17 protein-coding genes are annotated in these 21,401 nt (G+C 34.8%); 10 read left to right on the top strand and 7 right to left on the bottom strand.

Features of this window, described 5'->3' with window-relative positions:
* Nucleotide 1: 1 nt before the first annotated feature.
* A complete protein-coding gene (locus ATZ35_RS03830) occupies nucleotides 2–1,492 on the bottom strand; it encodes a helix-turn-helix domain-containing protein (RefSeq protein ID WP_244148206.1) in 1,491 nt (496 codons plus the stop codon).
* A gap of 1,081 nt (nucleotides 1,493–2,573) precedes the next feature.
* Here ATZ35_RS03830 and ATZ35_RS03825 point away from each other — a divergent pair.
* From ATZ35_RS03825 to ATZ35_RS03805, 5 genes are all read left to right on the top strand, one after another.
* Nucleotides 2,574–3,089, top strand: a complete 516-nt coding sequence (locus ATZ35_RS03825; RefSeq protein WP_208929568.1) for a YdeI/OmpD-associated family protein — start codon at nucleotides 2,574–2,576, stop codon at nucleotides 3,087–3,089.
* A gap of 291 nt (nucleotides 3,090–3,380) precedes the next feature.
* The gene (locus ATZ35_RS03820) at nucleotides 3,381–3,959 is read left to right on the top strand and encodes a histidine phosphatase family protein (RefSeq protein ID WP_208930417.1); all 579 of its coding nucleotides are present in this window, start codon (nucleotides 3,381–3,383) and stop codon (nucleotides 3,957–3,959) included.
* A gap of 22 nt (nucleotides 3,960–3,981) precedes the next feature.
* Nucleotides 3,982–4,395, top strand: coding sequence for a MerR family transcriptional regulator (locus tag ATZ35_RS03815; RefSeq protein ID WP_208929567.1), 414 nt, complete (start codon nucleotides 3,982–3,984; stop codon nucleotides 4,393–4,395).
* Nucleotides 4,396–4,431: 36 nt separating this feature from the next.
* Nucleotides 4,432–4,620 (top strand): aldo/keto reductase, encoded by a 189-nt coding sequence (locus ATZ35_RS16760; protein WP_244148234.1) that lies wholly within the window; start codon nucleotides 4,432–4,434, stop codon nucleotides 4,618–4,620.
* A gap of 516 nt (nucleotides 4,621–5,136) precedes the next feature.
* On the top strand, nucleotides 5,137–5,883 hold the full coding sequence (locus ATZ35_RS03805; protein WP_208929566.1) for a helix-turn-helix domain-containing protein: 747 nt from the start codon (nucleotides 5,137–5,139) through the stop codon (nucleotides 5,881–5,883).
* A gap of 68 nt (nucleotides 5,884–5,951) precedes the next feature.
* On the opposite strand, the gene ATZ35_RS03800 is transcribed toward ATZ35_RS03805, so the two are convergent.
* Nucleotides 5,952–6,950: a linear amide C-N hydrolase gene (locus ATZ35_RS03800; protein WP_208929565.1), complete on the bottom strand. Its 999-nt coding sequence runs from the start codon at nucleotides 6,948–6,950 to the stop codon at nucleotides 5,952–5,954.
* 445 nt (nucleotides 6,951–7,395) lie between these two features.
* Between ATZ35_RS03800 and ATZ35_RS03795 the strand changes: the two genes are divergently transcribed.
* The 3 genes from ATZ35_RS03795 to ATZ35_RS03785 all read left to right on the top strand — a co-directional run bounded on the left by ATZ35_RS03795 (nucleotide 7,396) and on the right by ATZ35_RS03785 (nucleotide 10,938).
* A complete protein-coding gene (locus ATZ35_RS03795; RefSeq protein WP_208929564.1) occupies nucleotides 7,396–9,177 on the top strand; it encodes a collagen binding domain-containing protein in 1,782 nt (593 codons plus the stop codon).
* Between the two features lie 181 nt (nucleotides 9,178–9,358).
* Complete coding sequence (locus ATZ35_RS03790) at nucleotides 9,359–9,874, top strand: RNA polymerase sigma factor (RefSeq protein ID WP_244148205.1); 516 nt, start codon at nucleotides 9,359–9,361, stop codon at nucleotides 9,872–9,874.
* Complete coding sequence (locus tag ATZ35_RS03785; protein WP_208929562.1) at nucleotides 9,874–10,938, top strand: hypothetical protein; 1,065 nt, start codon at nucleotides 9,874–9,876, stop codon at nucleotides 10,936–10,938. The genes ATZ35_RS03790 and ATZ35_RS03785 overlap by 1 nt, the downstream gene beginning before the upstream one ends.
* Before the next feature lie 107 nt (nucleotides 10,939–11,045).
* Here ATZ35_RS03785 and ATZ35_RS03780 read toward each other — a convergent pair whose 3' ends face one another.
* The 4 genes from ATZ35_RS03780 to licT form a co-directional block, all read right to left on the bottom strand.
* Nucleotides 11,046–11,432: a VOC family protein gene (locus ATZ35_RS03780; protein WP_208929561.1), complete on the bottom strand. Its 387-nt coding sequence runs from the start codon at nucleotides 11,430–11,432 to the stop codon at nucleotides 11,046–11,048.
* Nucleotides 11,433–11,582: 150 nt separating this feature from the next.
* The gene (locus tag ATZ35_RS03775; protein WP_208929560.1) at nucleotides 11,583–13,007 is read right to left on the bottom strand and encodes a glycoside hydrolase family 1 protein; all 1,425 of its coding nucleotides are present in this window, start codon (nucleotides 13,005–13,007) and stop codon (nucleotides 11,583–11,585) included.
* A gap of 45 nt (nucleotides 13,008–13,052) precedes the next feature.
* Complete coding sequence (locus ATZ35_RS03770; protein WP_208929559.1) at nucleotides 13,053–14,951, bottom strand: beta-glucoside-specific PTS transporter subunit IIABC; 1,899 nt, start codon at nucleotides 14,949–14,951, stop codon at nucleotides 13,053–13,055.
* A gap of 142 nt (nucleotides 14,952–15,093) precedes the next feature.
* Nucleotides 15,094–15,942 carry a BglG family transcription antiterminator LicT gene (licT, locus tag ATZ35_RS03765; protein ID WP_208929558.1) on the bottom strand — a complete coding sequence of 283 codons (849 nt, stop codon included), beginning with the start codon at nucleotides 15,940–15,942 and terminating at the stop codon, nucleotides 15,094–15,096.
* A gap of 924 nt (nucleotides 15,943–16,866) precedes the next feature.
* Between licT and ATZ35_RS03760 the strand changes: the two genes are divergently transcribed.
* On the top strand, nucleotides 16,867–18,033 hold the full coding sequence (locus ATZ35_RS03760) for an immunoglobulin-like domain-containing protein (protein ID WP_208929557.1): 1,167 nt from the start codon (nucleotides 16,867–16,869) through the stop codon (nucleotides 18,031–18,033).
* Between the two features lie 153 nt (nucleotides 18,034–18,186).
* The gene (locus ATZ35_RS03755) at nucleotides 18,187–19,647 is read left to right on the top strand and encodes an AcpB/EbpR/MafR family transcriptional regulator (protein WP_208929556.1); all 1,461 of its coding nucleotides are present in this window, start codon (nucleotides 18,187–18,189) and stop codon (nucleotides 19,645–19,647) included.
* 446 nt (nucleotides 19,648–20,093) lie between these two features.
* On the opposite strand, the gene ATZ35_RS03750 is transcribed toward ATZ35_RS03755, so the two are convergent.
* Nucleotides 20,094–20,783, bottom strand: a complete 690-nt coding sequence (locus tag ATZ35_RS03750) for a YoaK family protein (protein ID WP_208929555.1) — start codon at nucleotides 20,781–20,783, stop codon at nucleotides 20,094–20,096.
* Nucleotides 20,784–21,401 lie beyond the last annotated feature (618 nt).

Below are 21,401 nucleotides of genomic sequence, written 5' to 3'. Positions count from 1 at the left end.
CTCAAGCATTATGCAATGTATAGATCTTTCCACTAATAAAAAGAATTAACTCTCTCCAAGAGATTTGGTCATGAGAATGTTCAAAATGAAATGTTCGTTCATTAGAACGCTCTCCTTCAAAAGCATCTGAAATAATCACATCGGCCTCCTCTACATCAAAAGTAAATTCTAACGTTGTATCACCAAAAATGGTGAGTAAATTATTCTTAACAAAATCATAAATAAAATGATTGTTAGAATGTTGAATGAAAATTCGTAACTTAGCCTCTCTTTCTCCACTTTTCAAAATAGAGTTGAAAAATTTTGCCATAAAAGAGACAAGACCAGCGTTCAGATGTTTGCGTACTAAAGGCTCTTTGCCAAGAGTCTCTTTTACGAAAGAACGATAAGACGATTCATCAGAAGAAAACCAGTTCGCTTTAGAAACCGTTGTGTCGTCAACAAGAAATTTTCTGAAATTGATCCCAATAAAACGGATATAAATTAAGCAAATAATTAATAAATAGTAGTTTTCCAGATAACTATCAGGGGATAGTTTCACTTTAAACGTAGTTAAAAGCTTGTCTAAAGTTCGTGTGGTCAGCTCAGCTAATGGTAACTTTGACTGGACAAGTGATTGGGTAATCACTTGTCTTTCTTCAACTGAATCAATATTTGCAATAAGAAATCTTGATAGAAAGCCAAAAAAGTAGGCTTCATCTTTCAGATTGATTTGTTCAAGGTCTATATTTTCTAAAGTTGAAAATAATTTCGTAGGTGCTACGGATTCAAAGTGGACAAGATAATCCTTAAACTCTTGCGATAGTGTTAAACTTTCTTTTCTATATATCGTACGCCAGTAGGTAACATTTTGAAAATATCTAAGTCTAGTTTGTTGTGAAGGCGAAAGTCTTTGTTCATTCACAGCTGAAGGAAGTGTCTTGTAAGAATTTGGTGTTTTCGCGAAAGGCCATTCTAACCCTTTAAAAACATTCCAAAACAATACAAATCCTAAAGTACGGATATTTAGTTCAGCTCCTTGAAAATTTGTTTTATAAATAGAGGAAGAGAAAGAAATTTTCAATTCAAAAGGACGTAGGATCTTATTAAGAAACGTTAAATTCGAGTAAACATGAGAGGGACTTAAATTTAGATCCTGCGCTAATGCTTCAACAGAAATATAATGTCTTTTTAAGACGGCTTCAAGAATTGAAAATTTTTGTGAGATTCTTATGTAATAAAGCCTCATAGAGTCGAGAACATAACTAAATGTCAGTGAAGGTGCTAGTTCAATGACATAAAGGAGTTTTTTCTTCTGGATCGTAACGTCACCTTGTGGGAATACAGTATTTAAATCATCACTGAGTTGTTTTTTGTAACGATAAAACGTTTTACTTGAGAGCGCGAACAAATCCATCATTTGTTGGGAAGTTGCGCCAGATTTTGCATATAGAAGTTGCTTTAATAGCTCGAAACGAAGGGTTTCATTTTTCTTCATAAAAATAGTTTCCATGTTGTTTGAACAACTCCTTTTAAAATCTTGAGACTATCATAACATGGATAGTTTCTAAGCGTATATTATTAGCATTTATTTAAAAAATATAATGATATTTCAATAACTTATCAGGGGAGAAACGATATTGGAAACAAAATAAAATGAAATAATATAATATTATTTTAGTTAGATATAAAAAATATAGTACATAGAAAAAGCAACAGAGAATGAAAATGTGTAACATAAGGATGCTTTCTTTAGGAGAAGCCAAAGAAAACAGTATCAACACAGATGAAATCAAACAAACACATAAAATCATTGACGTAACAATGTATTGCTGGAAGGTATTATAGAAAACGACTCAAACAAATTAGAATTTCAATTGACTGGTAACTATGAAAAATTAAAAGTTAACATGATTTTGAAAAACAGTAATCGACTACCAAAGTCTGCCCCCATACCAGAATTAAAAATCTATTTAATAAAGCCATTCAAGGGACCAAGAAAAGAACAGTATGAATTGATAAAATCTCCTAGTTCAAAATTTTCCATTCCAATTGAACTCGAGTGCATTTCGGTATTCTATAAGTTTAAAGGTAAATAGTTTATTGAATCGTTTCCATCAAGTTTAAGCTTTGGTGAAATTTATTTAACGCATCCTTTTATTAAAGAAGATCAACCTGTATATGATATCCCATTGATTATTTGGGATACTCGAAATAGTAAAACTTTTTGGACTTTGACTGTAACATTAGAGCAGCCTTTGACAAGTGAAGAGAATCCGAGTGAAATTCTATCAAGGCCAATTTTGTATAAAGTAAATGATTTAACGAAGTACCTTTATACAAAGGTGAGGCATAACCAATTAAAGTTGGAACAGTCTCTGGATCAGGAGAGTATAATATCAGTCAAGAGTGGGATTCAAATCATATGGGGTACAATTAAATGTATTTTTTAATGAACTTGTTCAAAAGGGAAAATATAAAGCTGTGATTTTATGGTAAGTAGCTGTAACGCCATAATAAGAGAGTGAGTATTTTCATTTTTTAGTTGGATTATTGTATAGTATTTTTAATTAACTAAGAGGAGTTGTACTAAAGTGGAAATAGATAATCTACTACCCATAACGACCAGACAAGAATTACGAAACTGGTTAGAAGCCAACAGCACAACCAAAAAATACTGCTGGATCATCGTTAGCATCAAACCAGAACTCAATAAAATACAATACCTAGATGCGGTAGAAGAAATTCTTTGCTTCGGCTGGATCGATGGCATCAAGAAGAAAGTCTCTGATACACAAACTGCTCAACGACTTTCGCCTAGAGCCAAAAAAAGTCCCTGGACGGAGCTGAATAAAGAACGCTCCCGCCGTATGGAAAGATTAGGCTTGATGACCGATCAAGGTAGAAACGTTTTACCTGATATGTCAGAAGAGTCTTTTGAAATTGACGAAATCATAGCAGAGAAACTAAAAGCAGACATGGAAATTTATGAAAAATTCTTGACCTTCCCAGAATTATATCGGCGTATCCGTATTGACACGATCCAAAATTATAAACATCAGCCAGAGTTACTTGAGAAGCGACTGGATAAATTTCTGAAAAATACATAGGCTGCAAAAATGTAGGGTGTTTGGCATGATGAAGGCCGATTACTTGACTAATCGTAGGAAAGTGCGTGGGACAAAACTAAAGATCAGATTCGTTTCGTGCTCTAAATCCGAATAAACGGCGAGAAAAAAGCAGCTACTACGTTATACTTCGATCACATCAAATTCTAAGTGCTAAAGCACTAAGAGTTGAAGGCTTCGAAAATAAGCTTTTGTCTAGGCCTCTTTTTGCTTGCCTTGGAGTTCACTTCATGGTTTATGATAAACTCAACGAATAGAAATGAGGGCAAGATGATGACCAAAACATTATATTTGATGAGACACGGGGAAACGTTATTCAATCAGCAGAAAAAAATCCAAGGCTGGTGTGATTCGCCACTGACCGAAAAGGGGATTAGACAAGCTCAAATTGCAGGGAATTACTTCAAGAAGCATAACATCGTATTTGACGATGCGTACGCTTCAACGTCTGAACGAGCAAGCGATACGTTAGAACAAGTCACGGACATGCCTTATAAAAGAGTAAAAGGGTTAAAAGAATGGAATTTTGGGCGATTTGAGTCGGAAAGTGAATCATTGAATCCGCCATTACCATATGGGGATTTCTTTGCTGGATATGGTGGGGAAGAGGAGTTTCAATTTAGAGAACGTGTATCTGAAACCCTAATGAACATCATGAAAGAAGCAGGTACAACTGTTTTAGCAGTCTCCCATGGTGCAGCGTGTCGACAGTTTATGCGAAACTGGGCGCATACTAGTGAAGTCGATCAAAAAGATAGATTAGGCAATTGTTGCATTTTGAAGTTTGAATTTAAGCATGATACGTTTAAGCTACTAGAAATCATCAATCATGATTTTTCAAGTTTAGAGTAAATGCTCAAAGGAGGAAACTAAAATGAACAGTAAAGAAGCAGCAGAAATGTTTGGTCTAACGACAGATACCGTTCGTTATTATGAACGAGTGGGTGTGATCCCACCGATCGAACGGGATAAAAATGGTTATCGGGTTTACACAACAAGAGATCTGAATTGGATATATCTAGCTAAAAGTTTACGTCACGCAGGAGTATCGATCGAATCTTTGATTGAATTTGCAACACTTTCTCAACTTGGAAAAGATGTTGAACAAGCTCAAAAACAAATCTTAAAAGATCAACTAGAAGAAATCGATGTGAAATTAAAACAAATGACTGAAACACGTAATCTACTTCAGTATAAAATCGATACGTATGATGACCACATCGCTCAATTTAAATCAGGCGAAGTCACAGCTGATAATGTTGAGAAGCTTTGGAAGAGGAACCAATAAAATAAAGTATCAATCTTTGGCTTTGGTACGTATTAAATCACCGATCCTAAAGATGCGGAAAAAGCAGTAGGACGTGGACTCGGAGCTTTTGGTGTACCACGTGAAGCATTATTTGTTACGACAAAAATATGGGTAGAAAATGGTTCTGACGATGGCTTAAAGACTTCATTTCAGCGTTCACTTGACCGTTTAGGACTAGGCTATGTTTGCCGTGGACCGAACTGAGTTCAATAAAGTTACTCCTCAAATCAATCAAATCGAGATCACTCCTTTTAATCAGCAGACAAAAAGTATCATAAATCAGTCGCTCAAGTCATTGTTCGCTGGTTGATAGAACAAGAGATTATTGTTCTGGCAAAATCAGTTAACCCAGAACGCATGGCTGAAAATCTAGCTGTTTTGATTTTACGTTATCTGAAGAAGACAAAATAGCGATTGCTACATTGAATGAAGGCGAAAGCCAATTGTTCTCTCATGCCGACCCTGAGATGAGCAAATGGTTGGTGAGTAGAAAAATGAATGTGTGATATGCTTGTATAGTATAGAAATGACTAGATTTTTTCTTTTCTAAAGACAATAAATCATGAAGATTTTTGTTATAATGTTTAAGTATGGATTCCTAGAAACCTTGATGAATCAACATGATACGAATTGTATCAACGCAAAATCCAAGAATGGTATAAAAAGTGGCTATCCTTTAATAGCAGTTATCAAGATAATAAAAGAGAAAGAGGTGATACCATGAACATCGGCGATAAAATCAAAGAACAACGATTAAAAAAAGAACTGACGCAAGAACAATTAAGTGAGTTATTAAATGTTTCACGCTCTACTGTTTCCAGTTGGGAAGTGGGTAGAAACTATCCGGATTTAGAAACGATTGTCGCAATCAGCGATTTGTTTGGTATCTCTCTTGATAACTTATTGCGGGAGGATGCGGAAATGACAAAAGATTTATCCAAAAAAATGAAATGGAACAAGTATTACAAACGGATATTATTTGGGATTGGCGTACTGGCTTTGATCTATGTCGGCTTTAATACCAAACTAAGACTGGATGAAAAGCATTATTTAAAGAATCTGGCTACCTATTCATGGAAGCAAGATGATTATCGATACTCAGGGAGTTATGCTTTAGAAGAGGATGACGTTTTGTATGCAACCTATATTATGGAAACAGGCTTCAATCCTATTCCCCTAAAAGAACATAGGCCATGGGTCATAGCTCGCAAAGACAAATTAGTGGTTAAAGTTAAAGAAGATGATAAACGATATGTAGTGATTTCAAAAGCCAATGATCCAAAAGTAAAATACGATGCAACTGTCGAAGTAGATGAGTTTAGTAATTTAATAAAAAGCGATCCAAGTTGGTCAGATGAAAAAGAACAGTCTTTGAACGTTTATCTGAAAAAATACCAAAAAGAATATATAGAACTATTGAAACAAACGCTTAATAAAAGACAAGAAATCGTTGGGCAAAGAATATAGGCAGAAACATAAAGAGAGCAACAACCTATCAAAAAACGGTTGTTGCTCTCTTTAGCCTGTTTAACGGATTATTTTTTACGATTTCGATACAATATATCTTCCGAATCACCACTAGACCAGATTTTACCAGAAGTCGCATCAAAATCTTCATTTTCTAATTGGATACAGCGGATACGCTGATTATTGTATGTCTTATAATAATAATTCAATGAACTATTTACCATAACAGAAGTATATTGAGTATAATCATAAGCTTGCGTTGTTTTTACAACACCTTTAGGGATATCGACATTAGCAAGCACATGAAACATAGACGTAACACCGTCTAACTCCGTTTGAACATCTTGTAAGCAAGCTTTCAAGAAGGCTGCTCTGACAAATCTTGATGGTGGAGTAAAATCACCTGGAAGACCAAATGCACCAGCACCTTCACCAAAAGGTTTCATCACCATATCTTTTAAATGAACTTCTGTTTTCTGTTCGGGTTGAAGCCCAATGTAATTTCTTAAATTTGTTGTGTGCCACTTGTAATCAGGGCTATTTGTCATAACGCCAATCGTGTTTTCATGAATGTGCAACGTTTGTTCCGTAAATTCAACGACAATGCTTTTCCCAGTTTTATCTGTGATGACCCAATGAAGCGGTAGGACGATTCCTAAGAAATCTAGCGCTGTATTTTCAACCTGCGCATTTTCCATTGTACGTGTTACTTCTTCAATAGTTGAACAAGTGGAAAGCAAAAATGGGGCAACATCATGTGGAGCTAAAGTATATTTTTTAGAAGTATCTTGACTATTGTAGTCAGCATAACCTGAAAAGTAGAGGGCTGCGCAGGAAAGTCCTTTTTCATTTAAGCCATCGGCAAAAACAAAGTGTCCGTTATCTACTTGTCGCGCCATTCCTACAAAGGCATAGTCATTTTTACGATCATCATTTTCGTCATTAACAAATGCAAATTTATTCCGTGGAATAAACGTTGGTTCGGCTTCTAGAACAACTGCAAAGTCCATTGTTCTTGCCAATAAAACATGTTGATCTTTCGTTGTCATTGTAATACTTGTACACATCGGTTATCGCTCCCTCTTTTTATGAAATAAAAGATATATATATAATAATTTAAGCTAAAGTGAACTTTCTAAAAGTTTAACGTAGTTTAAAATTATAATCAAATAAAAGAATGGAGATTCTGATGGATACATTTTTATAAAAGGGTATCAGTACTGACTTGTTGACTATAGTACTATGATAGATTTATATTTATTCAATGATTTATGTAAGGAGGAGTTATGATAGAATAGGTTGGGATTTTTTTAATAAAAATCCTTTGGAATTGCTCAGTTGATTATTTTATTTCAAAAATTATAAAAAACAATCGTTATAATTAAATCTAAAGTGTATATTCTTTGACACAGATTTACTTTTTGTTTAACATCAGAAAAGTTGCTATTTATAAAAGTAATAAAGAATACATATTGGTCTATATCAATCAGAGGAAGAGATGATGTATAAAAGATGTTAAAAAAATTATCATGGTGTGTAGTAATGTTTGTAGGGTTTTTAGGATTCCTTGGTTTTAGTGAGCAGTCATTGGCAGCGGAACTAAGTAGTGGAGGATTTGTTGACTCGATTCATTTTGATAAAACAGAATTATCAGATGGTGAACTTACCTCTATTCGAGTAAATTTTAGTGAAAAATCTGGTACAACGTTAAAGGCTGGAGATACATTGACTTTAGCATTGCCAAAAGAGCTCGAAGGTCTCGCAGACTCTGATAGCGCACCACGTGAAATTGATTTAAATGGATTAGGGATAGTCCGTGTCTATAAAGATAAAGTAATTGCTACATTCAACGAGAAAGTGGATCAACTTAATCATGTCCGTGGTGAGTTTACTTTTGGTGTACGTGTAAAAAATGTGGCAGAAAATACAGTGAACGAGGTACCAGCAAATCTTGGCACGTCAATCACCGTACCAAATATTGTGATCAAAGGCCATACAGGTGGTGGTGTGGAAGGCGAGAAACCTTTCTTTTATAAAACAGGAGACTTACTAGGGAAATCCGGTCAAATCCGTTGGTTTTTAAATGCGAATTTGAATAAAAGCGAACTAGGTAATGATATTGTTTTGACAGATAAATCTGGTGGAGGTCAAGTGTTAAATAAAGATAGTTTTATCTTTACTATTGATAATTACTTAGGTCGGTCAACGTTAAGCTTGGAAGAATTTGAAAATCAACGATACGGTACAGTGGAATTTGGTGCAGATAATGCTTTTGTAATTCGTCTTTATCGCGAAAAAGCACGTTTGGCTTCATTTTCAATCATGTACACTGCAACTATAACGGAAGCAGGCAAAAAACAACCAAACTTTACCAACGATTGCCAAATCAATTACCAACTGTATTATGAAAAAGCGGCGTATGAGACAGCGACGCATAAAGTGAAAAATATCTTTTTAGATGGCAATGCCACAGGTGATGAAAGCGAACGAGTAAAAGAGCCTGTTGAACATGAAGAAATCATCGAAGATGAATCAGGTCAGTTGGAAGAAATCACGCCGCTTGATCCTGAACATCCGACAGAAACGAAAGAAGAAGAATTAAATAAAGCAAAAGAAGAACAACCCGAAATCCACGTTGGTGAACAAACTGAAATCATCGAAGATGAATCAGGAGAATTAGGCGAGATCCAACCAATCGAGGAAGAAAAGGCGAAAGAAAGCCAAGAAGAAGAATTAAATAAAGCAAAAGAAGAACAACCCGAAATCCATGTTGGTGAACAGACTGAAATCATCGAAGATGAATCAGGGGAATTAGGCGAGATCCAACCGATCGAGGAAGAAAAGGCGAAAGAAAGTCAAGAAGACGAACTAAACAAAGCGAAAGAAGAACAGCCTGAAATCTATGTTGATGAGCAGGTCGAAACCATCGAAGACGAATCAACTAAATTAGAAGAAATCAACCCAATTGAACCAGAGAGTGTTGAGGTAACAGAAGTTCCATCCCTAGAACCGCCAGTTTCCGGCAAAGAGGTAGAAGTGCGCCAAGATAAGCCTATAAAAGAAGAAATCAAAACAAACGGTCATGCAGAAGGTGAGTTAATACCTGTCAAAGAAGCAACGAAAGAACCACAAGCAAAAAAAGTTCTTTTAAATGCTTCAAAACGCAATGCTGCAAACCCAAAAGAACAATTGCCAAAAGCAGGAAGTAAAGATAGTTATGTAGCTCTCGTTGCCGGCTTGGCAATAATCGCTTTGGCTTTAATCGGAGCCTATGTGTTAAAGAGAAAAAAATAGGAAAGAGGATAAAGTATGTAGGATAGACTACTTACTTTATCCTTTTTTTGTGCGTATAAAAAATAAGACTATCTATAAGAATATTGCTGTTTTATAATTTTGATGCAACCATTTACCTTTTTCTAGGCTCTAATAAGTAGAAGAGTTAAAAGAAGTGTTGGAGATGAAGGGAGTATTTTACTTGGCAAACGATGTATTTTTAGTTAAAAAGGCTCAAAAAGGGGATCAAGAAGCCTTTATTCACTTGGTTAAAGAGTATGAAACGGTACTTTACAATATGGCTAGACGTTTTTTAGCAAATGAACAAGATATAGCAGATGTGCTGCAAGAAACAGTGATCACTGCTTATCAAAAACTGAATCAACTTAAAAATCCGAACTATTTTAACACATGGCTTTGCCGAATAATGATCAATCAATGCAAAAAAATAGTGAACACTGAATCCTATTCAGACATAGAGGACTATCAATTTTCAATGAACGCTCATGAGACCGAACGCTTAACCATGAATGACTTATTGAACGGATTAAATCCAATTTATCGGATTCCTCTTGTTTTGTATTACTACAATGGATTTTCAGTGAAGGAAATTAGCGAGATTTTAAAAGAGCCTACTGGAACAATTAAATCTCGTCTGGCGCGAGGTCGAGCGTTATTGCAAAAAGAATACAATAAATCAGAAGGAGGATTGGTTTAATGAAAGACTTCGAAGAAAAGTTGAAGGATACGATGCAAGAAACGCAAATGATGTCACAAGAAGCCCGTCAAGCTTTTGATCTAGCCTATCAAAAAATCGCTCAAGAGCAAAAGCGAGTACAGCACAAGAAGAAAAAGTTCATCCCGTTCGTTGTTCTTGCAGCGCTAGTATTGTTGGGCCTTTCGTTAGCCTTTACACCAATCGGCAAAGCCGTGACCAACTTCTTGCATCTTGGGCGATTCACCTCAGAGACACTTCAAAAAAAGGGGTTTGTTACACAACAAAGTACGAAGGCGACAAATGAAAATATTGAGATTAAGCTAACTGAAGTTTATGCAGGTCAAAATGAAATCGGTCTACACTTTCTGATTCAATTCCCGAAACACTCAAAATTCACGGATGAAACACTTGATTTTTATGGTATAGCATTTGCGCTTAAAAATGGAGATGGTCGCTATTTAGTGGATTTAAAGAGCGGGTTGTCGGAGAATCATGAAAACTTGAATCTATTTGCGTCGATTACACCGGATTTTCATTTTGACCGCAGTACGAATCAATTAGAATTAACGTATCGTCTTCAAGCTAGTAACGATGAAGTACCGCCTTTAGAAAACGCAGTTATTGAAATCAATCGTGTAACCGCCATGTATCCCATAGATGATACACCAGGATATCACGAGGGAAAAGAAGGAGAGACATTTGAACAACTTAAAGGCTTCTGGGAATTGCCGATAGACACGTCAAAAATCAAATCGTTTGATGCGCTTGATTTTGTTCCGACCGATCCTGTATGGTCACAGACTGTTTCAGGCGTGGTTTATCCAAATTCGTTTGTACTAACAACGAGTGACAAGACATTTAACGAACTCATTGATCCAGATGATATCTGGCTTCAGGCTGTTATCAACGACCAAGAAACGCGTTACTTACCTAGGGTTCTTAGCACGGATGAAAAAGATGGAGAAATGTACTATCAGATCGTTTTTGATTATTCAGGATATGATCAAGCAGAATTGATAATGGTTCATTATGGTGAGACTGAAGTTGAATTTAAGCGGCAGTAGAGGTGTGTAAAAAGAAAAAAGCCAATGTTTGAAACACTGGCTTTAGAGTAGACTTAGTATTGAATATTGCTGCTACCTTGTATTTGCTAAGCAAGGTAGTAGCCTGTTTAGTTTCCAGCAAATACTAGCTGCCAAGTAATACCGAACTTATCTGTCAGCCAAGTGACTTTTTGAAAAATTCCAGCAGGTTCAGGCCCCATCATAACAAAGCCATCCGCAGCTAATGCTGAAAAGATGTGGTCAAACTCTGCTTCGCTATCCATTTCAACATACAAAGAAAGATTCCAACCAGGTGCTACTGGATTTTCTGGTCCCATTTCTAAAAAGTAGAGTGGCGTTCCGTTTAAATCTAGTTGTCCATTTAAAACGCGCTCAGGATATTCATTATAATAAATGACGGATTGAATCGTGGTATTTGGGAAAACATCGGCGTAGAAATCCATTTGGACTTTTGCATGTTCTGCTACTGAAATAAAGGTTATTGGTTGTTTCATCTCGCTCACGCTCCTTTTGATTTTACGATAACAGATTTAGGCTGAATTACAATTGATGTGCTCAAAAAAATCCGTGTAAGCAGTCCATCTTTGTGAGCTGTTTACACAGATTTTAAGTTTACGAAGAGATTAAAAGAAAAACGATTCTAATCAAGAAAGATTTTCGCCATTTGATTCAATCACTTGTTTATACCAGTGAAATGATTTCTTGCGGCTTCTTTCAAGTGTTCCGTTACCTTCGTCATCACGATCGACGTAGATAAACCCATAGCGCTTACTCATTTCACCTGTTCCGGCACTAATTAAGTCAATACAGCCCCACGGTGTATACCCAATCAAATCAACACCATCATCAATCGCTTTCTCCATTTCGATGATATGGCGTTTGAAGTAATCGATCCGATAATCATCATTGATTGAACCATCTGATTCCACTTCGTCAAAGGCTCCAAGACCATTTTCAACAACCATTAACGGCACTTCATAGCGAGAGTAGATTTGATTCAATGTATAACGTAATCCAACAGGATCAATTTGCCAGCCCCAATCACTTGTTTCAAGATACTCATTAGAGACACCGCCAAATAGGTTTCCTCCTGTTTTATCATCGCGATTTTCTAAATCATCTGTAATACAAGTGGTCATGTAATAGCTAAATGTATAATAATCGACAGTTCCTGCTTGTAATAATGCCTTATCCTCATCTGTAATGTCGACTTGAATGTTATTCTTAGCAAAATAACGTTTCATAAAATAAGGATATTTCCCTTTGACTTGAACATCACCACAGAAGAAGTTGAATTTTTCATTGATTTGCTGTGTTTTTAAAACATCTTCTGGACGGCATGTTTTAGGATACATCGTAATGTAAGCCAACATACAACCGATTTTAAAATCGGGATTGATTTTATGTCCAGCAACAACTGCTTTTGCTGAAGCTAGAAAAACATTGTGGAGTGCTTGGTATTGCTCGGTTTCAGTATAATCACGATTGAACAACCCACTAATGCGTTTGCCATGATCCATTGTACCAAAATTGATTTCATTGAATGTCAGCCAGTATTTCACTTTATTTTTGTAGCGTTCAAACAGGGTTGTTGCATAGTTTTCGTAAAATCCGATGGTCCGTTTATCTAAAAAGCCATCATATTTTTTACCCAAATGGAAAGGCATTTCAAAGTGTGAAATCGTAACAAGTGGTTCGATCCCATATTTCGCTAATTCATCAAAAACATTGTCATAAAATTGTAAACCAGCTTCGTTTGGCACTGATTCATCCCCGTTCGGGAAAATTCGAGACCAAGCAATCGACATTCGATAAACCTTAAAACCCATTTCTGCAAATAAAGCGATATCTTCTTTATAGTGATGATAAGAATCAATAGCTGTGTGGCTAGGATAGTAATACCGTTCTGTGTCGATTTCTAAATCGAACGTGCGGTGAGTATTCGATGTGCGACTTCCTGCACGATTGTGATCGCAAATCGAATCGCCTTTGCCATCTTGATTCCAGGCTCCTTCACATTGATTGGCAGCCGTTGCACCGCCCCATAAAAAATTCTTTGGAAAACTCATTGATTTGTACTCCCTTATAAATAAATTTTGTATTGGGTCAAATGATTAATTTGCGATGATTGCAGTAATCAAAACATCTCCTTGTTTAGTCGAGGTTTCAGAAGTTGCAATCACATCAGCGTAGTCAGGGGTATTTGTAACGATAATCGGCACTTGTGTGCTGTAACCTGCTTCTTCGATCGCACTAATATCGAAGGTCACTAATTTGTCCCCTTTTTTGACTTTCGCATTTTGTTCGACGAAGGCCTCAAAGCCTTCACCATCTAGCTGAACGGTGTCGATACCGATATGGATCAAAAGCTCAGTTCCATTGTCCGAAATCAATCCAATGGCATGTTTTGTCGGGAAAAGAGTCATCACGGTACCATCAAATGGTGCCACGATTTCCCCAACAGTTGGTTCGATTACAACCCCTTTGCCCATGATGCCTTCAGAAAATGCTGCGTCTCTTGCTTCGCTCAAAGGTAGGACTTTGCCTTCCGCTGGAGAGAAAACTTCCTCTTTTGTTAGTTTCTTTTTTTGCCCAGTTGCGGCTAATTTTGCTTCTTCTTTTGATAATTGAATCGTTGGTTCATCATCTTTAAATCCTAAAGCCCAAGCTACTGCAAAACCAGCTGCAAGAGCACACACATCCAAAATCATTGCGTAAATCGCAAACTTAACATCGCCATCTGGTGAGATAGAACTTGGATAGCGGAATATTCCGAGGCCACCCATTTGATAGCCTTGCATACCTAATCCCATAGCGATGGCACCAGTAACACCCCCAACAATACAAGATGCCCAGAAAGGTTTTTTTCTAGGTAAAGTGATACCGTAAATAGCCGGTTCAGTTACACCGAAGATACCTGAAATAAAAGCAGGGATCGATAATTCTTTTAATTTCGCATTTTTAGTTTTCAACATGACCGCTAATACTGCACCAGTTTGAGCAAAACTCACACTACCTGATGGTGTTAATAATGATGTTGGATCCCCTTGAGATAACGCGATAATGGCAAATGGAATAAGTGCCCAATGTAGACCGAACATAACAAGAATTTGCCAAGAGAAACCAAGAATAGCACCGAATAAGATTGGGCTGAAACTTTGAATAGAAAGTAAGCCATTTCCTAAAGCATCAGAAACAGTATTCATGATTGGTCCGATAACTAAGAATGTTAATGGAATCGTTACAAGCGCTGTTAAAAATGGAACAATAAACAATTTAATAACGTCAGGAATAACTTTTCGTAATTGCTTTTCTAAAAAGGCAGCAAAAGCAACCGCTGCAATAATCGGCATAACCGTAGAACCATAACCTGCAGGCGGAATAGAGAATGGAATACCAAAGAAATTAAGCCCTCCCGATTCAGCAAACTGTGCAGTAGCCGCACCTTCTAAAAATCCAGGATAGACTAAACTTGATGCGATCAACATCCCAAGGAAGGGTGAGCCGCCAAATTTTTTCATTGCTGTGTACCCAATAAAGATTGGCAAGAATTTGAATAATCCGTCACCCATTGCATTAAAAATAGCTGATGTTGAAGACTCCGCAAAGCTAGAGCCTAGAGCGAAAATTAAAATGGCATTAACCCCTTTTAACATACCAGCTGCAGACAGTGGCGCTAAAATCGGTTGGAAAATAGAGGAAATCATATCAACGAATTGATCAAATAAATTTCCTTTTGGCCCAGATTCAGTTGGAGCTTCCAGAACGCCTAAAACAGCATCAACGTCTTTTCTGACATCTGGAACGTGATTACCAATCACAACTTGATATTGACCACCAGCCTGCATGACCGTCACAACACCATCCATATTTTTTAAAACTTCAGTATTTGCTTTACTTTCGTCTTTCAATTTAAATCGAAGGCGTGTGATACAGTTTGTTAAAGAATTGACATTTTCTTTGCCTCCAACTTCTTTTACAATATTTTTTGCAAGTTCTTCGTATTTACCCATTTTTGTTCCTCCAAATGTTAAGTTATTTTTTATTCAGAGGTCTCGCCAACTTAATGTCACGATCCAGCGCCTCTCCACAGGCAAGTAGTTTCCTACGCTCCTTTTTAGAAAAATATTTTAGATAAAGAGAATTATTCTCCAGCTAACTAGTTTTATCGATGATTCGAGCTAAATGAATGGTGATATAGACTTGTTCGTCCTTTGACATCGTATAATTGCGTCGGTTTTTTAATAGCTCAGCAACTTTTTTTGTTGCCTCAAATGCTGCGGGATATTGTGTGGTGACTAACAAAAACAACTCGTTTTCCACTTGATCTTCAGGTAGTTTATCGGTTTTATTTTGTAATACTTTTTCAGTGAAAAATTTTAAATGTGTAATAAAACGCTGGAAGTAAATATCATTTTCAGCGAAACTAATTCGCAGTGTATACTTGATAACGGTCAGGATTTCTTCAATTAATTGAGTCAGGCTGATAGCATCTTCGTGACGGCTATCGATTTGAGCATTCGTGATATGTAGAGCTAGAAAACCTGCTTCATCATCGGTCAGTGTTACATGTAATTGCTGATTGACCATTTGAATCGCGCTTCGAGCAATCTCTAATTCCGTTGGGAAAAATCGTTTGATGTCCCATAATAGGAAATTTTTCACTTGAATATTCTTTTTCGCCCGTTGGATCGAGGAATATAAGTGGTCTGCAATGGCTATAAAAGACGATTCATTCAATTCTTTATTTAACGTATCTTTAGCATGAGATAGAATTTTATAAGAAATATCGATGATCTCCTCAGGAATTTCCGCAAAAAGTTGTTCGATCTGTTCAGATTCCACTTGGTTTTCAAGTTTAAAAACCTTTTCGATTTTTGCAGCATCTACTTCCAAACCTGCTTTCATCTGGAAGCCTAAACCATTCCCCATAAGAATCACTTCTTCATTTTCTTCATTTAAAACAATGACGACATTATTATTTAAAATTTTTAGAATTTCCAAAATAGCCGACCTCCTTTTCACGTGATGAAAGAGATTGAGAATAGAAAAAAACCTAAACAAGAGCCAATACGGGCATTGTTTAGGTTTAGCTTAACTTAATAATCACTATCCATTTAACAAAGCAAATATACACTATAAAGAAAGCGCTGTCAATATCTTTTGGGGAAATTGGTAGAGAATAGTACTGTTGCACAGAAAAAAGTCAATGCCGGTACAATGACTTTTTAGTCAAGAGGATAAATGAGTTTACCATTCCAAAAGACCAAACCAAGTTGATCAACGAGGAAAATAAAGATTCTAAAGTTGAGAGTAGAGTTCCATTTTTGGCTGGTTAAATGGATCATTATGTTGGCTCAATCCTATATTTTTAGGGAAGAAATAGTATAATAACATCAGTCCGTCATTTCTTCTATGATCATACTTTTCGTGAAAATAAATTTTTTAATATGAAAAGACTATTCAGTATAATTATACTCGTTAAAATAATAGTTAATACTATTAATGAACTGTTTTTTAAACCCAAAATTATAAGTAATAGCAAGCATAAACTATTAACAATCAATTGGAATATCATTTTTTTATTCATAATGTCTCCTTTATGCATAGTTCATTTCTGTATAAACTAACAGTAATGCTTTTTCCCTGTGTTTACAAGAATTTTTTGATTTAAATACAGATGAGTCTAATCTAAAATCCTTTAATTTGAAAAAAATTATGATAATTGGGAAATAAATTATTTAGTTGAAGTAAAACCAATAGTTGAGTATACCAATTTCAAAAATAATAATAAATTATAAATAATTGAAATACATTGATGTATATGAGTTTTTCTTTACTTTTATACTATTTACCAAACAAATAAATAGAATATTTAAACAATAAGGATTATCATAATTATCAATTCAAAAAGAAAGAGTTGATACTATGAAAAATATTGTTTTGAAAGGTTCCATTTTGGTGTATACCATTTTTGTTTTAACTGTAACTATGATACTGTTTATCATATCTGATCAAACAGAAAATTTTGCCGAAAATAAAAAAAATGACGTTATAAAATCGGATTTGCCGTTTGGAACGAAATATCAAACAATCGAATATGGTGAAAGATTTTCAATTGAAGAGATATTTGATATCACAGAAAAGCAGATGGAGGAATTAGAAGTAGAGGTAATAAATTTTGATTCTAAAAAAATCGGGTCAACAAATGTAATGGTCACCTTTAAGAAAAATGATGAAATTTCTCAAGGAAATGTTTTTTTGACAATTATAGATAAAGACAATCCTATAATTACTACAACTAATTCTACTATATATACTGGAGAAGAATTTGATCCTTTAACAGAAGTTAGTGCAAAAGATAATGTAGATGGCGATCTTAGTAGCAAAATCGAGGTTTCTGGAATAGTAGACACGTCAAATGAAGGAACATACAAAGTAGAATATACTGTATCAGATTTCAGTAATAATCAAACGTCAAAAATTAGAGAAGTTAGTGTTATAGCTGATCCAAATGCTACTCCCGTCGCATCTAACCTGCAAGTGGTATCAGAGAGTCAAAATAGTGAGGAGTCAAACCTTGCTGAAGTGAGGGATCAACAACAAAGTTCTGAAATAGCAACGCAAGCCAATGGAGCAGTTACGAGAATACCTTTGATAGAAAAGGATTCTCATGAAAATCAACCGAATATATTAGTAATCAATGGTATAACAATTCCTTATCAAAATGGAGGGCAGGGTTCAGGGCAATCAGTGATTGACAGCGATCCTAGTGGTAGTGCATCAACATGGGGGGGCATACCAATACAATCAGGAGATGATGGTCTAAATACACACTTCATCGGTCATAATCCTGGAATATTTTCTGTTTTATTTAATGTAGGTTTAGGACAAACGATTAGTGTAAATGACACCAATGGAAAAACAACCAATTATTATGTGAATAATATTTTACATCTAGATGATTTTGGTAAAGATTTATCTACAGGCGTAGATTACTGGGATCAAACTATTGGACCAACAGGTGGAGAACGAATAACTTTGCAGACCTGTATTTCGGATACTGAGAATTTAATGGTGCTTGCATCGAAATAGTAATCTAAGAATATAAAACACACTTTAAGTGTGTTTTTTGTATATATTTATATCCATATATCATGCTAATTACTATGTTTTTGTTTGCTATTATCGTATTATTAAGGTGTTTAAAGTCTGGATTATTTTTCATTCATAGAAGGGGGAATTAAGATGGAACGTCTCATCCAAAATACGATGATTAGGAGAGTTAGGTTATTAGATATTTTAATTCATTCAAATCAATGGGTACCCATAAAAGAGTTGACAAAACGTCTAAACTGTTCGCAACAAACATTATTATCAGACTGTGACTATTTTGAGAACGAATGGCTAGACTATGTTGTTATAGAGATCTCAAAGAAACTTGGTATCCGTATCTATATGCATAAAAATCATTCTGTTAGCGAACTGTATAAAAAAATGATGAAGAATTCTAGTGATCTATCATTGCTTGAATCGTTTTTCTTTTATCCAAATAGAGATACATCTTTTCACACAAAACGATTGTATATTAGTGAATCAAGTTTATATAGAAGTTATAAAAAATTAAATCTTGTCTTAAGTGATCGAAATATGGATATCACTCACAATCAGGATAAGTATGTCTTGGTTGGAGAAAATGAATTACAAATTCGTTTATTTCTAATACTATATTTTTGTGAAGCGTATGAAGAAAGCGAGTGGCCATTTCCTATTAATAAGTATTTTATTTATGAACTTACTAATGATGCAATAAAAATATTTCCATTTAAGGTTACTCTTGATTCAATAAAATTTTTGATGTACTCAATGGCGATTTCTATTATACGTGAAGAACAAGGATTCACATTCTCTGTTAATCACAACTTTGAGAAAACGAGCGACAAAAATAGAATTATTTTTGAAAAGATTAAAGAAATCTTACATTCTAAATACCCAAAAATTAATTACGAAAAGTTTTGTCAATCCATATTTTGGTGGAATTACATTTTGGTAGACTATGAAGAAAAAAGTACTATTGAAACCTTGAGCAATAAATATATAGAACTGCTTTGTTCCTCTTTAAATATAAGAATTGCTGAAAAAAACAGAGTAGCACTTAGCAATTGGATTCAATTCATTTATGTCAGACATAGGATTTATCCGTTTCAAGAGTACATTATACATAATCGTTTTGCACAATCCTGTGTTTCTATAAGAAAAAATTATCCTGTATATACTCAAGAAGTTAAGGATATATTAATTTCACTTGAAAAGCAGACTCAGTTCCCTTGGTATTCTGATTATTATGAAGAGTTAGTACATGAAACTTTTTTTCATTGGAATGAACTTTATAAGCAATTAGATAAAAAGTATTCCAAATTAGTAGTGGTAGTGTATAGCGATTTAGGAGAAGAACATGAAATTTTTTTAGCCTATTTATTGAATAATAAATTTCCGGACAGAGTTGATGTTCATTGTGCAAGGAAAGTGAAGCTCTCAAATGTTCATCAGTGTGAAATTACCTGTGATTTGTGTATTTCTAATTACACACTCAAAAACGTTGATCCTCAAAATTTTCTTGTGGTGGAAGATATTCCTTCAACAAAAAATTGGATTGATATTTCATATTGTATAAATCAGAAAGTAACCATAAAAGCGAGCAGAAAATGACTAGAGAATTAGGAGAGGTTATTTTTTTGTAATTGAGTCAAGCTTTATCACAACGAACTATTCCTAAATTTCATGTGTAAGTTAAAGTATCAATGCTAATGCAAACTAAAAAATATTGAGTTTATTAATTATTGCTTTATAAGTTAATTTTATCTAGATCGTCATAACGTCTTTGCTCCTATCTCAATTATGGTATAATCTTCAGAAATCTTCGGACCTAATTTTTCTATTAGTAGTTAAGGAACAGCAATCTGTTACTAATATTGTCTACTATTGAAAGAACGAAGAAGATATTCTTCAGATATTACCATCTCAATAGAGTCCAGAGTTAATTGAGAAGGCTTGCTGATATAATTTTCGATTACTAAGAATCTAAATGATTTAGTCTCTGGCTTTTTTGATTAAAAAGTTCGTTTTTAGCGAACTACAATAAGACAATCATTCTATCATACATCTGAAATATTTTTGGCATGAAAAATTTCAATAAAAAAAGAAAACAAAAATGTAAATGCAGGCAAAAAGATAGAATACTTTCCTAGAAAAATATTAATAAATGCTAATAAGAAGGCTCCAACTAGAAACGCTAAGACCACAATTGTATAATTTTCTGCATTGCGTCTAGCTTTGAGAGCTTTACCTTTTGACGTAATATATAAGTACCACTCATTAAGCATTTTACGATAATTTCCTGATGTCATCATTATTGTGTAAGAGTTATCTTCAATTTTACTTCCAGTGAAAGTTAACATAATTAATCCGGATCCAAAAGCTAAAAATCCTATTTTGATCAAATCAAATTGTTCTGAGAAGAATGGTACTAGAGAACTAGTCACTATAACAGGTAGCATTGTGAAACTCCGCCAGTAAACACTCAAATTACTTTGTTTAATCCAAATACACATTAAAAAACCAATTGTAAATGTAAAGATAGAAAGAATTTTTGGGACTGATAGATACCATTCTTTTTGAGATGCATTTGATGCCAATAATACGATATTTCCTGTTTGAGTTGCTACTAAGCCGTGGAAGTAGGTATGAGAATATACATCAATAGCTCCACCAGAGAACGCCATTAGACTGGCAAATAATCTACTATCATTAGTAATAAGAGGTTTATTATAATGAAATTTGTACATATAAAAACTCCTTTGTAAAGTCAATACTACTTATTATAGTTTAGGGTGTATAAAATATCTATACCTATGATTTTTTTAGTGTTAAATACTATGAATTTACTTTGATAACAAAATAGAAAATTGTTAACGTACATTATGGATATACTTTGTGTTTGATCGTATTAATTAATTTAGTTTAAACACTATCAAAATTTAAAAGTATCAATCAAATAAAATACGGACACAAGAATCAAGCTAGTAGGCTATCGAAAGTTACAATTATATAGAATAGAAGTGTCTGAGACATAACTCTGCGAGTCATATCCTAGACACCTGAAATCCGGATAAATGGCGGGAGCAGAAGTAAATACGTCTGTCCAATGCTCCTTGTATATTATATTTAAGGTTTTAATCTTCCGATTTTAGTGGATAACCTTATGAACCATTGTTATTTTTCATTAGGTATTAACTCAATAAATTTGAGATAATATAATTACTGGATTGAGAGGCTATGTCGTTTTCTCCTTGAGTCTATGAGCTCGTCATCGAAAGACTGACACCTCTCTCTGTTTAGCTGTTTACGAATGAGTTAGATGTTGAAAGCCTTCTGGCTTTACTCCGTATCTAGAACAAGGTAGT

This window comes from Enterococcus rotai (assembly GCF_001465345.1).
GTDB classification, from domain to species: domain Bacteria; phylum Bacillota; class Bacilli; order Lactobacillales; family Enterococcaceae; genus Enterococcus_L; species Enterococcus_L rotai.
Note: the sequence above shows the minus strand (reverse complement) of the source record. Positions and strands in the feature narration are given on the sequence as shown.

Coding starts and splice junctions, on each gene's coding strand:
- ATZ35_RS03800 (WP_208929565.1), bottom strand. CDS start 6,950: ATGTGTACAAGTATTACAATGACAACGAAAGATCAACATGTTTTATTG.
- ATZ35_RS03760 (WP_208929557.1), top strand. CDS start 16,867: ATGAAAAATATTGTTTTGAAAGGTTCCATTTTGGTGTATACCATTTTT.
- ATZ35_RS03795 (WP_208929564.1), top strand. CDS start 7,396: ATGTTAAAAAAATTATCATGGTGTGTAGTAATGTTTGTAGGGTTTTTA.
- ATZ35_RS03775 (WP_208929560.1), bottom strand. CDS start 13,007: ATGAGTTTTCCAAAGAATTTTTTATGGGGCGGTGCAACGGCTGCCAAT.
- ATZ35_RS03750 (WP_208929555.1), bottom strand. CDS start 20,783: ATGTACAAATTTCATTATAATAAACCTCTTATTACTAATGATAGTAGA.
- ATZ35_RS03770 (WP_208929559.1), bottom strand. CDS start 14,951: ATGGGTAAATACGAAGAACTTGCAAAAAATATTGTAAAAGAAGTTGGA.
- ATZ35_RS03820 (WP_208930417.1), top strand. CDS start 3,381: ATGACCAAAACATTATATTTGATGAGACACGGGGAAACGTTATTCAAT.
- ATZ35_RS03805 (WP_208929566.1), top strand. CDS start 5,137: ATGAACATCGGCGATAAAATCAAAGAACAACGATTAAAAAAAGAACTG.
- ATZ35_RS03785 (WP_208929562.1), top strand. CDS start 9,874: ATGAAAGACTTCGAAGAAAAGTTGAAGGATACGATGCAAGAAACGCAA.
- ATZ35_RS03780 (WP_208929561.1), bottom strand. CDS start 11,432: ATGAAACAACCAATAACCTTTATTTCAGTAGCAGAACATGCAAAAGTC.
- ATZ35_RS03815 (WP_208929567.1), top strand. CDS start 3,982: ATGAACAGTAAAGAAGCAGCAGAAATGTTTGGTCTAACGACAGATACC.
- ATZ35_RS03755 (WP_208929556.1), top strand. CDS start 18,187: ATGGAACGTCTCATCCAAAATACGATGATTAGGAGAGTTAGGTTATTA.
- ATZ35_RS03830 (WP_244148206.1), bottom strand. CDS start 1,492: ATGGAAACTATTTTTATGAAGAAAAATGAAACCCTTCGTTTCGAGCTA.